Origin of the sequence: Pandoraea sp. CB10b_02, from assembly GCF_002216225.1 — a bacterium.
Taxonomy (GTDB): domain Bacteria; phylum Pseudomonadota; class Gammaproteobacteria; order Burkholderiales; family Burkholderiaceae; genus Pandoraea; species Pandoraea nosoerga.
This window is the reverse complement of record NZ_NJGW02000001.1, coordinates 172,999-185,711: the sequence shown is the minus strand read 5'-3', so window position 1 is coordinate 185,711 and position 12,713 is coordinate 172,999. Positions and strand designations below refer to the sequence as shown.

The following is a 12,713-nucleotide window of genomic DNA, read 5'->3' as shown; positions in this document are numbered from 1 at the left end:
CGGAAGGGTATCGGATTACCGGCGATTATCGCGCGTCAGCGCGTTCCGTGCCCGGGCAGTCCCAGCCGGACGTACACGCCGGCGAGCTCGGCCGCGATGGCGTCGATGCTCTGCGCGGCGTCGATCACGACGAAGCGTCCGGCCGAAGCCTCCGCCCGACGAAGGTACGCTTCGCGAACCCGCGTGAAGAAGGCGGCCGACTCGCGCTCGAATTTGTCCGGCGCGCGCGCGCCCGCGAGCCGCGCGGCGGCAATGGCCGGATCGAGGTCGAACAGGATCGTGAGATCCGGCTGACGCGCGCCGTGCACCCAGCGCTCGAGAATCGCCAGTTTCTCGAGCGACAAACCGCGGCCGCCGCCCTGGTACGCGAAGGTGGCGTCGGTGAAGCGATCGGACACCACCCAATCGCCGCGGGCGAGCGCCGGCTCGATGACCTTGGCCAGATGCTCCCGACGGCCGGCGAACATCAGCAGCGCTTCCGTCTCGAGGTCCATCGGTTCGTCGAGCACCAGTTTGCGCAGCGCTTCGCCCAGCGGCGTGCCGCCCGGCTCACGCGTCGCCACCACACTGCGCCCCACGCTCGCAAGCCCCTGGCGCAACGTTTCGACGAAGGCGTTGACGTGCGTGCTCTTGCCGGCGCCGTCAATACCTTCGAAGGTCACGAACTTGCCCGGCACTGCGGCCGGCGTCCCGGTGGATGACGTCATTGCTCACCTCGTTGATATTTGTCCACGGCGCGATTGTGCTCCTGGAGATTCGTCGAGAAATGGCTCGTGCCGTCGCCGCGCGCCACGAAGTACAGGGCGTCGGTCGGCGCCGGATTGAGCGCGGCGGCCAGCGACGCCACGCCCGGCAGCGCGATCGGCGTGGGCGGCAAGCCGGCGCGCGTGTACGTGTTGTACGGCGTGTCCGTCTGCAGATCGCGCTTGCGCAGACGCCCGGTGTACAGCTCGCCCATGCCGTAGATCACCGTGGGATCGGTCTGCAACAGCATGCGCTTGCGCAGGCGGTTCACGAACACGGCGGCGACCTGCCCGCGCTCGGCCGCCTGCCCCGTCTCTTTCTCGACGAGCGACGCCATGATGAGCGCTTCATACGGCGTCGTGTATGGCAGGCCCGGCGCGCGCGAAGCCCATGCCTCGTCCAGGCGCTTGCGCATCAGGCGATACGCGCGTTTGTAGATGTCAATGTCGCTGGTGCCTTTCGGAAAAAGGTACGTATCGGGAAAGAACATACCCTCGGCCTCGGCGCGATCGGCGCCCACCAGTTGCATCACGTCGGCATCCGGCAGGCCGGCGGTGTCGTGGCGCAGCGCCGGATTGGCGTCGATCTCGCTGCGCATTTTCTTGAACGTCCAGCCCTCGATGATCGTCACCACATACTGGTTGACGTCGCCGCGCGCGAGCTTTTCCATCACCTCGTAAGGCGTAATGCCGGTCGCGAACTCGTAGTTGCCGGACTTGAGGCGCGTGCCCACATCCATGACGCGAGCGAGCAGGTTGAACAGCAGCGGGTGCACCGGCACGCCCCCCGCGCGCAATTGCGCGGCCACGCTGCGCACCGAGCTGTAGGGCTTGATCGTGACGTCCAGCGTGGGCTTGTCCAGTTGCAGCGGCGCTTGCGCCCAGTAATAGAAGGCGCCGCCCGCCGCCAGTGCGGCGACTATCAGCAGGACGAACAGGCGTTTGATGAAAGACATGAATTGCAGGGTAAGCCGCGTGGCGGCGGCAGCGGGTTCGGGGGGCTCGGTCCGCCGCAGGCGCGGGAGCGAATGCCGCGCCTGCGCGCGCGTTTTGCGCGCGGGGCCGGCTCGCACGTCCTGGCGGAAGACCCAATATAATACTTTGACTTGCCGAACCCTCACAGATTGACAGGCACCCCCGTTTATGACCTCCCAATGGCATGATCTTCTGCCGCAAGCGGCAGCCGCGGCCTACTCGGACCCTTCCGACCCTTCCGACGTTTCGTCCCACGCCAGCGCGCGCGCCGTGCAGTTCGAGGCGCTGCAGCGCGGCAGCTTCGTCTGCCTAGCGAGCGACACCGGTCTCATCGCCGTCAACGGCGCGGACGCGGGCGCCTTCCTGCACGGCCAGCTCACCAACGACGTCGAACGGCTTGCGCCGGCACAGGCCCGGCTGGCCGGCTACTGCTCGGCCAAGGGCCGCTTGCTCGCCACGTTCCTGATGTGGCGCGATGCATCGCCCGAAGGCACGATCTACCTCGCCTGCGACGCCGCCGTGCAAGCCGCCGTTCAGAAGCGGCTGTCGATGTTCGTGCTGCGCGCCAAGGCAAAGCTCACCGACGCGACGGGCACGCACGTCCTGTTGCAGGTTGGCGGCCCGGGTGTCGAGGCGGTTCTTGCCGGCACGTTCGGCGCGTTGCCCGACGCACCGCTGGCGGCCTCGCACGCCGTGCTCGGCGAAGCGCCGACAAGCCTCGTGCGCCTGCCGGCCGCAGGCGCGGCGCGCTCGCTCTCGCGGTTCCTGTGGAGTGTGCCGGTCTCGCACGTGGCGCAGGTCTGGCAGGCGCTGACGCAAGCCGCCGACGCAGTCGTGGACCCGGCGCTCGCCGCATGGCTCGAGGTCCACAGCGGCGTGGCGCGCGTGACGACTGCCACGCAAGAGCAGTTCGTGCCGCAGATGGTGAACTGGGAAGTCGTCGGCGGCGTGAGCTTCCGCAAGGGCTGCTATCCGGGGCAGGAAGTCGTGGCGCGCAGCCAGTACCGCGGCACGATCAAACGGCGTCTGCATCTCGCACACGTCGACGGCAGCGCGCCGACGCCCGGCCAGGAACTGGTCGAGACGAGCGATCCGGACCAGCCCTGCGGCATGGTCGTACAGGCGGCGCCCGCGCCGCACGGCGGCTACGATGCGCTGGTCGAGGTGAAGCTCGCCTCGCGCGAAGCCGACGACGTGCGGCTCGGCACGGTCGACGGCCCTGCCCTCGCGTTCGCCGAGCTGCCATACGCGATCGTCGATCCGACGCAAGCGCCCGCGTCGTCTGCCGCGGCCTCCTGAGCCGCCCGCTCGCCTGCCGATGGACTGTTACGTCTACTACCGCGTCCCGTCTTGCCACGCGGCAGCCGCGCGACAGGCCGTCGCGCGGTGCTTCGCCTTGGTGGCCGAGCGCTTCGGCGTTGGCGGGCGCCTGCAGTGGCGCGCCGATGCATCGGCCAACGACGCCGCCGCAGGCGCCCTCACGTGGATGGAGCGATACGACGGCGTGGACGCAGCGTTCGTGACGGCGCTGCCCGAACTGGCCCGCGAATGCGGACTCGCGGCGCTCATCGAGGGCGGCCTTCACATCGAGTGCTTTGTCGACGCCCCGAGCCCATGTGCCTGATCGTCTTCTCCTGGCGGCCTGACGCTGCCACGCCGCTGGTGCTGCTCGCCAATCGCGACGAATTCTTCGAGCGCCCCGCCGAACCCATGCACTGGTGGCGCGACCGGCGCGACGTGCTCGCCGGGCGCGACCTTCGCGGCGGCGGCACCTGGATGGGCGTCAATCGCGCCGGGCGCTTCGCCGCGCTGACCAACTTCCGTGACGGCCGCGCGCCGATGGCGCCGAAGGATGCACCGTCGCGCGGCCTGCTCGTCTGCGCCATGCTCGACGCCACGCCGTTCGACGACGATCTCACACGTGTGGAGCGGCACGCTCACGAATACGCGGGATTCAATTTGCTCACCGGAGATCTGCCCGCCGGTAAGCTGTTCTGGCTCGGGAATCGGGATACGGCGGCGAGGGCGGCATTGGCCGAGTTGCCGGAATCCGGGAGGCCCGTCACGCGCGCGAACGGTGCGCCGCAGGCCGCCGCGTGCGTGAGACCCATGGCGCACGCGATCGCCCCGGGCGTCCATGGCCTGTCGAACGCGCTGCTCGATACGCCCTGGCCGAAGCTGGTGAGCCGACGCGACGCACTGGCCGACGCGCTCGGCCACGACGCCGACGACCTCGCGCTGCTCGGCCTCATGCGCGACACCACCGAAGCGCTCGACGATGCGCTGCCCAGGACGGGTGTGCCGCCCGCCTGGGAAAAGAAACTCTCGGCCGCGTTCATCACCTCACCCGCTTACGGCACGCGGTGCACGACGTTGCTTCGGTATCACCGCAACGGCGTGATCGAGCTTACCGAATCGACCGTCGCGCCCGGCCAGCGCCCCGACGAACTGCGCGACCTGCAACGCTATCGCTTCGAGGCCACGCCAATCTGACGCGGGCCGGGGTGCGCGCCGCCGCGCCCTGGCGCGCCGCAGGTACGCGAGCGTGGCCCGTCACACCAACCTGACGATCTGCTTGCCGAAATTCTCGCCTCTGAGCAGGCCAAGGAACGCCGCCGGCGCGTTCTCGATGCCCTGCGCCATCGTCTCGCGGTATCGCAGCTCACCCGCGGCGATCGCGTCGGCCAACTCCGTCAGCGCCTGCGGCCAGACATCCATATGCTCGGTGACGATGAAACCCTCGAGGCGCACGCGGTTCGTCAGGAGCAGCGCCGGGTGCTTCAGCGCAATCGGATCGCCGTTGTAGCCGGCGATCATGCCGCACAGCGCGATGCGCGAGTGAGCGTTCAGGTGCATGAGGACGGCGTCGAGCACCGCACCGCCCACATTCTCGAAATATCCGTCGATGCCGTCGGGCGCCGCGTCGCGCAGCGCCTCGTCGAGATGACCCGCCTTGTAGTCGATGCACGCGTCGAAGCCCAGCGTCTCGACGACATACGCGCACTTGTGCTCGCCGCCCGCGATGCCGACAACCCGGCATCCCGCGCGCTTGGCCAGTTGCCCGACCACGCTGCCGACGGCGCCCGAGGCCGCGCTGACCGCCACCGTCTCGCCCGCCTTCGGTGCGATGATGCGCTTCAGGCCGTACCACGCCGTGACGCCCGGCATGCCCGCGGCGCCCAGATAGGCGCTCATTGGCACGCGCGCCACGTCGATTCGCCGCAGATTCGAGCCGTCCGAAATGCCGTACTCCTGCCAGCCGAACATGGCCGTGACGGCGTCGCCCGGCTGCCAGTCCGGATGCCGCGACTCGATCACCTCGCCGGCGGTCGCGCCGATCATTACCGTGTCGAGCGGCTGAGGCGGCGCGTAAGACTTCGTGTCGTTCATGCGACCGCGCATGTAGGGATCGAGCGACAGATAGAAATTGCGCACGAGCACCTGACCTTCGCCCAACTCGGGCAATTCGGGCGCCGCCAGATGGAAGTTCTCGAGCGTGGGTTCGCCCTTGGGGCGTGAGACCAGAAGAATCTGGCGGTTGATCGTCATGGCATTCCTCCGTTGGGAGCTTCGGATCAGTCGCCGCGCGGATCGTCGGGACGACGCTGCTGACGAATGTCGCGCCCCACCGCGAGACGACGCAAATACTTGAAAGTGCCCATCGCCTTGGCCACCAGCTTGCCCTCGGCATCGCGCACCTCGCCTTCACAATAGGCCATTGTCGTGGACCGATGCAGCAGGCGCCCGAACGCGCGCATCTCTCCCGCGCCCGGCTGCATGAAGCTCGTCTTCATCTCGATCGTGACAACGCCCGTGCCCTGCGGCGCCGTACTCCGACAGGCGGTGCTCAGCGCCACGTCGAGCAACGCCATCGTCACGCCGCCGTGCATCACTTCCCAGCTATTGAGATGCTGCGGTGCGAGTGCAAGCCGCAACTCCGACTCGCCGCCCTCGGCGCGCAGCAGTTCGATGCCGAGGTGATCGATGAAGCCCGACCGGATCGAGAGCGCCGTCATTGCGCGCCCCGGCCGTAGTGCCCTGCCTGGTAAAACGTTTTCATCATCCCGCCGTTTGTCAAAGGCACACGCCCCTAGCGGGGGCGTACCGAATTGTCATTGGACCCACGGGCTTTGCCGCCCGTCGGCGCACACCGCATGCGGCTCTTGCGCCGATGCGCCGTCACTCGCGCGCCACGCCTGCTGCTGCGAGCGACGCCCATGCCGCCGCGAGCGAGCCATCGAGGTCGATGGCCCGGCACGCGTGTTCGATTACGCAAACGTCGAAGCCCGCCGCCTTCGCGTCGAGCGCGCTCCAGGCGACGCAGAAATCGGTCGCCAGCCCCACGCAATGCACGCGCCTCACGCCCTTGTCGCGTAGGTAACCGGTGAGCCCCGTGGGCGTCTTGCGGTCCGCCTCCACGAACGCGGAGTAACTATCGACGTGGGCCTGATAGCCCTTGCGCACGACCGCCTGGGCATGCGGTGCGTGCAGTGCCGCATGCAGCGCCGCGCCGTGTGTGCCTTGTACGCAGTGCGCGGGCCAGAGCACCTGCTCGCCGTATGGCAGCCGAATCGTCTCGAACGCCTGGCGTCCCGCGTGGTTTTCGGCGAAGGAGACGTGATCCGAAGGATGCCAGTCCTGCGTGAGCACGACGTGCGCAAACGTACTGGCGAGCGCGTTGATCGCCGGCACCACTTCGTCACCGCGCGGCACCGCCAACGCGCCGCCGGGCATGAAGTCGTTTTGCACGTCGATCACGAGCAGCACCTCGTCCATCGGTTTCATCCCATTGTCCTCACGTCGTCCTCATGCCTTCATCGGCGTCGCCGCTCGTCATCGTTACGGCCTCGTTGCGACTTCATTACGGTCGTCCGACCGTCACCCATTGAACCGCTTGCCGGCGTCGGCCAGTTCGACCAGGCGCGCCGCGGGCGCCCAGTCCTCGCCGTGTTCGGCCTTCTCGAACTCGCGCACCCGCGCGAGCACCCTGTCCAGCCCGACCATGTCGGCGTAGAGCATGGGGCCGCCGCGCCACAGCGGGAACCCATAGCCATTCAGATAGACCATGTCGATGTCGGATGCGCGCGCCGCCGTGCCGTCGGCGAGCACCTTGGCGCCCTCGTTGACCAGCGCGTACACGAGCCGATCCACGATTTCCTCGTCCGAAAACGTGCGGGCCGTAATACCATGCTCGCGGCGATAGTCCTCGACCATCTGCGCCACCTTGGCCGACTCGCGCGGCGTGCGATCTCCCTGCGCATAGTCGTACCATCCGGCGTGCGTCTTTTGCCCGTAACGGCCCGCCTCGCACAGCACGTCGGCGATCTTCGGGTACGCAATGCCGGGATGCTCGGCATGACGGCGCTTGCGAATCGCCCAGCTCACGTCGTTGCCCGTCAGATCGCTCGTGCGAAACGGCCCCATCGCGAAGCCGAAGCGCTCGATGGCGGCGTCGACCTGCGCGGGCGTGGCGCCCTGCTCGACCATCCACTGCGATTGCTTGAAATACGGCTCGAGCATGCGGTTGCCGATGAATCCGTCGCACACGCGCGCCACCACGGCGAGCTTGCCAATGCGCTTGGCCAGTTTCATGACCGTGGCGAGCACGTCCTTGCCCGTATTCGCCCCGCGCACGACCTCGAGCAAGCGCATGACGTTGGCCGGGCTGAAGAAGTGCATGCCGATCACGTCCTGCGGGCGCGACGTGGTCTGCGCCAGTGCATCGAGGTCGAGCGTGGAAGTATTCGACGCCAGAATGGCCCCTGCCTTCGCCACCTTGTCGAGCTCGCGGAACACCACCTGCTTGACGGCCATGTCCTCGAACACCGCTTCGACGATCAGATCGGCGTCGGCCACCGAGGCGAAATCCGTACTGCCCCGAATACGCGCCAGACGCTTGTCCGCTTCCTCGGCGCTCAGCTTGCCGCGCGTGACGGCACGCCCGTAGTTGCCGCGCATCGCCTCGACGCCGCGCGAGAGCGCCGCCTCGGTCGTGTCGACCAGCGTCACCGGCAGCCCCGCATTCGCGAACGTCATGGCGATGCCGCCGCCCATGGTCCCTGCGCCGATCACCGCAACGCGCTCGATAGTGCGCACCGGCGTATCGTCGGGCACGTCGGCGATCTTGGCGGCCGCGCGCTCGCCGAGGAACGCATGCCGCAGCGCCTTCGACTCCGGCGAGCTGACCAGCGCCACGAAACACTCTCGCTCGAACTTCACACCTTCGTCGAACGGACGCTGCAGCGCCGCCTCCACGGCCGCCACGCACTTATGCGGGGCCGGGAAATGCGGCTGCTCGCGCTGCACCTTTTCGCGTGCCGCCTCGATGGCGGCCTTCGCCGAGCCGTCGGCATCCTCGATGGCCGCGTCGCGCAAACGCGGGAGTGCGCCGCCCCGCGCCGCCATGTCGTTGGCAAACGCGATCGCGCCCTCGCGCAAATCGTCATGGCTGCCTTCGAACATCTTCGCAAACAACGTGCCGGCGAGCGCTTCGGACTTCACGACACGGCCGGTGACGACCATGTCGAGCGCACGGGCAACGCCGACGGCGCGCGGCAGACGCTGCGTGCCGCCCGCGCCGGGCAGGAGCCCCAGCTTCACTTCGGGCAACGCGATCTGCGCGCCCGGGAGTGCCACGCGGTAGTGGCACGCGAGCGCGAGTTCGAGCCCGCCGCCCATGGCGACGGCATGCACCGCGGCGACGACCGGCTTCTTGCAGGCATCGAGCGCCGCGATGACGTCAACCAGCAGCGGACTCTGCGTGGCCTTCGGTGTGTTGAATTCACGGATGTCGGCGCCACCGGAAAATGCCTTGCCGCCGCCGATCAAGACGATGGCGCGCACCTGCGGGTCGGCCTGCGCCCGCGTCAGGCCTTCGGCAATGCCGGCGCGCGTGGCGTGTCCCAGCCCGTTGACCGGCGGATTTTCCAGCGTAATGACGGCCACGCCGTCCCGAACCTCGTATGCCGTGCTCATCGTTGTCTCTATCCTGATACTTGTTTGCGTCGTTGCGGGAGCCGCGAACGTGCAGAACGTACAGAACGCGGCAGGACGATCGTTCGATTCTAGCGCAGCCCTACACCTCGAGCCATTCGCGGCGAATGCCCTCGGCCGCCGCCAGCGCTTGCGGCGCGCCTTCGAACACCAATGTGCCGCGCCCCATGACGGCGACCCGTTGCGCACAGCCAAGCGCAAGCGTGAGCTTCTGTTCGATGAGCAGGATTGCCACGCCCGTGGCGCGCAAATCTGTCAGGATGCGGCCAATGCGCGCGACGACGCGCGGCGCCAGCCCTTCGGTCGGTTCATCGACGATCAGCAGCCCCGGGCCGGCCATCATGGCCCGGCACAGCGAGAGCAATTGCTGCTCGCCGCCGGACAGCGCACCGGCCGGCGTATCCCGACGCGGCGCAAGCTCCTCGAAACGCTCGAACGCCTGCGAGAGCGTGAGCGTGTCGCCGACGCCCGGCGCGGGCGCCGTGGGCAACGATGTCGCCGGCACCCTTGCGCCGCGCTGCCCGAGCAGCAGATTCTGTGCGACGGTCAGCGGGCCGAAAACGTCGCGCGTCTCGGGCACGTAGGCGATACCCAGGCGCGCAATCTCGTGTGGGGCGAGCGCGCTCAGCGACCGACCGTGCCAGCGAATTTCGCCCTGGCGCGGCAGTTGCCCCATGATGGCGCGTGCCAGCGTGGAGCGCCCCGCGCCGTTGCGGCCGAGCAGCGCCACGATCTCGCCCGGCGCCACGCGCATCGTCACGCCGTGAAGCACGCGGCTGCCGCCGTAACCCGCGCGAACGTCGATCAGCTCAAGCATTGCGCGCCTCGCGCGCACCGGCGTCGTCCAGCGCATCCGCGTACTCACCGAGATAGGCCATGCGCACGTCCGGATGCTCGCGAATCCGGGCCGGCGAGTCACACGCAATGACCGTTCCCCGCGCAAGCACCGCGATGCGGTCCGCCAGCGAGAACACCACTTTCATGTCGTGTTCGATCATCAACAGCGAGCGGCCGCGACTGAGCGCCGCGATCAGCGCGACCATGCGCGCCGACTCCGACTGGCTCATGCCGGCCGTCGGCTCGTCGAGCAGCATCACGCTGCCTGCCGATGCCGCGCACAGGCCGACCTCGAGCACGCGCTGCTCCGCATAGCTGAGGGCCCCTGCCGGCACGTCGCGCCGGTCCTCAAGCCCGAGGCGCGCGAGCCACCCCTCGCTGCGGCGCGTGACGTCCGCGAGACCGCGCATGCGGCGCCAGAACGTGTACCGATGCCCGTCGGGCCACAACGCGGCGCAACGCAGATGATCGATGACGCTCATCTGGCCGAACAATTGCGACGTCTGAAAGCTGCGCGACAGTCCGAGGCGGCTGATCCGGTGGGGGGCGCACCGGGTGATGTCGCGCCCGCCCATCAATACGCGTCCGCCGTCGGCGCGCGTCCTGCCCGTGATGACGTCGAACAACGTGCTCTTGCCTGCGCCGTTCGGCCCGATGATCGCCAGACGCTCGCCCGGCGCGAGCGCGAGATCGACGCCGTTCAACACCCGGGTTCGTCCGAATGACTTGCGCACGCCGCGCACGCTGAGGGCTTGCCCGGGCAACGGCGCGGCGCCGGCATCACGCCGCCTCACCGCGTCATCTCCGTCATCTCCCTCATCTCCGCCATCTCCGCCATCTCCGCCATTCCCGCCATGCCCACCATTCCCGCGTTTGCTGCCATCCCGGCCATCCCCGCGCGCGTTGCCGCCATGCGCAGGCGCCGCCACCCTCGCACGAGCACGGCCAAGCCCACGGCCGCTGCGGCCGCCGCGCAAGCCCACATGGCCAGACCCGGCAGGCCGTGCGCACTGCCTGCCGTCCAGGGCCCGGCGCTATCCGCCAGACGCGACGCATAAGTCATTTCAACGATGGCCGTCAGACCGGCCGCGAAGAGCAAGAGCCCCATACCGAGCACCGAATACGGCAGCCACAACGCACGCACCAGACCCGCACGCCACGCACGAACGTGTAGCGCGACGAGTCCGGCGACCCCGCCCGGCGCGAACATCACCACCGCGAGAAAGGCCAGCCCCAGGTACAACTGCCACGCCCGCGTGATCGTGGCGAGCACCACCGTCACGAATACGCCGAGGACTGCGCCCAGCATCGGTCCCGCAAAATAGGCCGTGCCGCCCAGGACGGTGAACACCAGCACGGTTCCGGAACGCTCCAGACTGAACGCGTCTGCGCTGACCAGTTCGAAGTTGAGCGCACCGAGCGCGCCTGCCACGCCGGCAAACGCCGCCGCGATGATTTGCATGCGGTAACGCACGGCAGCGGGCGACTGACCGAGAAACGCCACCCGCCCCGCGTTGTCGCGCACGGCGCGCGCCAGAAATCCCAACGGCGTTCGCGTCACGCCATACATCGCCGCCGTACAGAAGAAGAGCCACATCGCCACGAGGCCGTACACCTCGCGTTGCGTTGCGAACGTCACACCGAGCCAGGGCGCGCCGAGTGTGCGGTCGGTCGGAATGCCGCGCTCGCCGCCGAACCATGCCGGCACCATCGCGGCCACCACCCACACCAGTTCGGCAACGCCGAGCGTGATCATGGCGAACGTCATGCCGGCGCGACGCGTCGTCACGTAGCCGAGCGTCGCGCCCGCGAGCCCGGCCGCCAGGCCGCCCGCGAGCGGCACGACAGCCATCGACACGGGCCACGCGTGCAGGCCGATCCCGTTCATGCACCACACGCCCGCATAAGCGCCAACGCCCGCATACGTGGCATGGCAAAAGCTCAGCAGCCCCGTGGATCCGAGCAACAGATTGAACGAAAGCGCGAGAATGGCGGCCGTGCCCATCTGCGTCATCACCGTGAGCGCGGCGTTGGACGGAAAACACAATGGCGCGACCCCGAGCAGCGCCGCAAACGCGAGCCACAGGCTCGCGCGCGCACGCCACGGCCCGAATGCCAGACGAACGGAGGCGGCCCGACGCATCAGCCCTCCCGCACGCCGAAGAGGCCGCGCGGACGCCACAGCAGCACCGCCACCATCAGCAGGTACGGCACCGCCGGCGCAAGCTGCGCCACCGTCAACTGCGCAAGCGGCGCCATCAGGTCTGTCACGGCGGCCCAGCGGCCTTCGCCCCCGGTGTCCGGTCCGCCGCCGATCGCACCGCCCCACCACGACGCGAGGCTCGCATCGCTCGTGACCGCCCACGTCTGCAACACGCCGATGAGCAGCGACGCCACGAACGCGCCGCCGAGCGAACCGAGCCCGCCTACGACGACGACCACGAAAACCACGCTGCCCACGGTCGCCGCCATGCCGGGCTCGGTCACCAGCACATTGCCGCCGGCAGCACCGGCCAGTGCCGCGAGCGCCGCCCCGCAGGCGAACACGCCCGTGTAGAGCGCCGGGACGTCATATCCGAGCGCCTGCGTCATGGCCGGCTGCGACAGGGCGGCCTGCACGATGAGTCCGGCACGCGTCATGCGAAACGCTGCCCAGACCAGCAGCGCGATCGCACACGCAAGCCCCATCAGAAACAACCGGTAAGCCGGCACCGCAATGCCGGCCACAGGGACGAGCACGCCCTCGAACGCGCCCGGCACGCCGTATTCCACCGGCCCGCGTCCCCAGGCAAGCTGGACGAGTTCCACCACCACATACGCCAGCCCGAACGTGGCCAGCAGCTCGGCGAGCGCGCCGCGCGAGCGCAGACGCCGCAATACGCCGCGCTCGAACACCGCACCGAGCGCACCGACGACGAGCGGCGCCACCGCGAGCGCCGCCCAGAAGCCGATCGCCCCCGACAGCGCATAGGCGAAGTACGCCCCGAGCATGTAGAAGCTGGCATGCGCGAAATTGAGCACGCCGAGCATACTGAAGATCAGCGTCAAACCGCTCGAGAGCATGAACAGCAGCAAGCCGTAGCTCACGCCGTTCACCAACACGAGGCCGGCGGTGGCACTCAGCAGATGCACTGCGTCTCCTTCGGAAAGCCAGGGAAAGACGCG

General features: G+C 68.7%; 13 protein-coding genes. 3 read left to right on the top strand and 10 right to left on the bottom strand.

Translation table 11 applies throughout. The features are described from left to right. Window positions 1–35: 35 nt before the first annotated feature. Together tmk and mltG are read right to left on the bottom strand one after the other, a co-directional pair. Window positions 36–707, bottom strand: coding sequence for a dTMP kinase (tmk, locus tag CDN36_RS00760; RefSeq protein WP_150554287.1), 672 nt, complete (start codon window positions 705–707; stop codon window positions 36–38). Beyond that, window positions 704–1,699 carry an endolytic transglycosylase MltG gene (gene mltG, locus CDN36_RS00755; protein ID WP_150554286.1) on the bottom strand — a complete coding sequence of 332 codons (996 nt, stop codon included), beginning with the start codon at window positions 1,697–1,699 and terminating at the stop codon, window positions 704–706. Before mltG ends, tmk begins: the two co-directional genes overlap by 4 nt. Window positions 1,700–1,886: 187 nt before the next feature. Here mltG and ygfZ point away from each other — a divergent pair, with 187 nt between their 5' ends. Genes ygfZ through CDN36_RS00740 form a run of 3 tightly spaced genes read left to right on the top strand, consistent with a single transcriptional unit; the run spans window position 1,887 to window position 4,211 of the window. Next, the gene (ygfZ, locus tag CDN36_RS00750) at window positions 1,887–3,017 is read left to right on the top strand and encodes a CAF17-like 4Fe-4S cluster assembly/insertion protein YgfZ (RefSeq protein ID WP_287495740.1); all 1,131 of its coding nucleotides are present in this window, start codon (window positions 1,887–1,889) and stop codon (window positions 3,015–3,017) included. Window positions 3,018–3,036: 19 nt separating this feature from the next. Continuing rightward, entirely contained in the window at window positions 3,037–3,342 is a 306-nt protein-coding gene (locus tag CDN36_RS00745) for a DUF4936 family protein (RefSeq protein WP_150554284.1), read from the top strand. After that, on the top strand, window positions 3,333–4,211 hold the full coding sequence (locus CDN36_RS00740; RefSeq protein WP_150554283.1) for an NRDE family protein: 879 nt from the start codon (window positions 3,333–3,335) through the stop codon (window positions 4,209–4,211). The genes CDN36_RS00745 and CDN36_RS00740 overlap by 10 nt, the downstream gene beginning before the upstream one ends. Window positions 4,212–4,271: 60 nt before the next feature. Here CDN36_RS00740 and CDN36_RS00735 read toward each other — a convergent pair whose 3' ends face one another. From CDN36_RS00735 to CDN36_RS00700, 8 genes are all read right to left on the bottom strand, one after another. Then, window positions 4,272–5,267 (bottom strand): NADP-dependent oxidoreductase, encoded by a 996-nt coding sequence (locus CDN36_RS00735; protein WP_150554282.1) that lies wholly within the window; start codon window positions 5,265–5,267, stop codon window positions 4,272–4,274. A 26-nt stretch (window positions 5,268–5,293) separates the two neighbouring features. Next, window positions 5,294–5,734: a PaaI family thioesterase gene (locus CDN36_RS00730; protein ID WP_150554281.1), complete on the bottom strand. Its 441-nt coding sequence runs from the start codon at window positions 5,732–5,734 to the stop codon at window positions 5,294–5,296. 163 nt (window positions 5,735–5,897) lie between these two features. Then, window positions 5,898–6,503, bottom strand: coding sequence for a bifunctional nicotinamidase/pyrazinamidase (gene pncA, locus CDN36_RS00725; RefSeq protein ID WP_287495739.1), 606 nt, complete (start codon window positions 6,501–6,503; stop codon window positions 5,898–5,900). Window positions 6,504–6,596: 93 nt separating this feature from the next. Next, window positions 6,597–8,693, bottom strand: a complete 2,097-nt coding sequence (locus CDN36_RS00720) for a 3-hydroxyacyl-CoA dehydrogenase NAD-binding domain-containing protein (protein ID WP_287495738.1) — start codon at window positions 8,691–8,693, stop codon at window positions 6,597–6,599. A 100-nt stretch (window positions 8,694–8,793) separates the two neighbouring features. After that, a complete protein-coding gene (locus CDN36_RS00715) occupies window positions 8,794–9,528 on the bottom strand; it encodes an ABC transporter ATP-binding protein (RefSeq protein WP_287495737.1) in 735 nt (244 codons plus the stop codon). Continuing rightward, the gene (locus tag CDN36_RS00710) at window positions 9,521–10,252 is read right to left on the bottom strand and encodes an ABC transporter ATP-binding protein (protein ID WP_241013853.1); all 732 of its coding nucleotides are present in this window, start codon (window positions 10,250–10,252) and stop codon (window positions 9,521–9,523) included. The genes CDN36_RS00715 and CDN36_RS00710 overlap by 8 nt, the downstream gene beginning before the upstream one ends. 86 nt (window positions 10,253–10,338) lie before the next feature. Next, window positions 10,339–11,691, bottom strand: a complete 1,353-nt coding sequence (locus CDN36_RS00705) for a branched-chain amino acid ABC transporter permease (RefSeq protein ID WP_287495736.1) — start codon at window positions 11,689–11,691, stop codon at window positions 10,339–10,341. Further along, on the bottom strand, window positions 11,691–12,680 hold the full coding sequence (locus tag CDN36_RS00700; RefSeq protein WP_287495735.1) for a branched-chain amino acid ABC transporter permease: 990 nt from the start codon (window positions 12,678–12,680) through the stop codon (window positions 11,691–11,693). The genes CDN36_RS00705 and CDN36_RS00700 overlap by 1 nt, the downstream gene beginning before the upstream one ends. Window positions 12,681–12,713 lie beyond the last annotated feature (33 nt).

Excerpts from the sequence above, each read along its gene's own strand:
- tmk (WP_150554287.1), bottom strand. The coding sequence starts at position 707 with ATGACGTCATCCACCGGGACGCCGGCCGCAGTGCCGGGCAAGTTCGTG.
- mltG (WP_150554286.1), bottom strand. The coding sequence starts at position 1,699 with ATGTCTTTCATCAAACGCCTGTTCGTCCTGCTGATAGTCGCCGCACTG.
- ygfZ (WP_287495740.1), top strand. The coding sequence starts at position 1,887 with ATGACCTCCCAATGGCATGATCTTCTGCCGCAAGCGGCAGCCGCGGCC.
- CDN36_RS00745 (WP_150554284.1), top strand. The coding sequence starts at position 3,037 with ATGGACTGTTACGTCTACTACCGCGTCCCGTCTTGCCACGCGGCAGCC.
- CDN36_RS00740 (WP_150554283.1), top strand. The coding sequence starts at position 3,333 with ATGTGCCTGATCGTCTTCTCCTGGCGGCCTGACGCTGCCACGCCGCTG.
- CDN36_RS00735 (WP_150554282.1), bottom strand. The coding sequence starts at position 5,267 with ATGACGATCAACCGCCAGATTCTTCTGGTCTCACGCCCCAAGGGCGAA.
- CDN36_RS00730 (WP_150554281.1), bottom strand. The coding sequence starts at position 5,734 with ATGACGGCGCTCTCGATCCGGTCGGGCTTCATCGATCACCTCGGCATC.
- pncA (WP_287495739.1), bottom strand. The coding sequence starts at position 6,503 with ATGAAACCGATGGACGAGGTGCTGCTCGTGATCGACGTGCAAAACGAC.
- CDN36_RS00720 (WP_287495738.1), bottom strand. The coding sequence starts at position 8,693 with ATGAGCACGGCATACGAGGTTCGGGACGGCGTGGCCGTCATTACGCTG.
- CDN36_RS00715 (WP_287495737.1), bottom strand. The coding sequence starts at position 9,528 with ATGCTTGAGCTGATCGACGTTCGCGCGGGTTACGGCGGCAGCCGCGTG.
- CDN36_RS00705 (WP_287495736.1), bottom strand. The coding sequence starts at position 11,691 with ATGCGTCGGGCCGCCTCCGTTCGTCTGGCATTCGGGCCGTGGCGTGCG.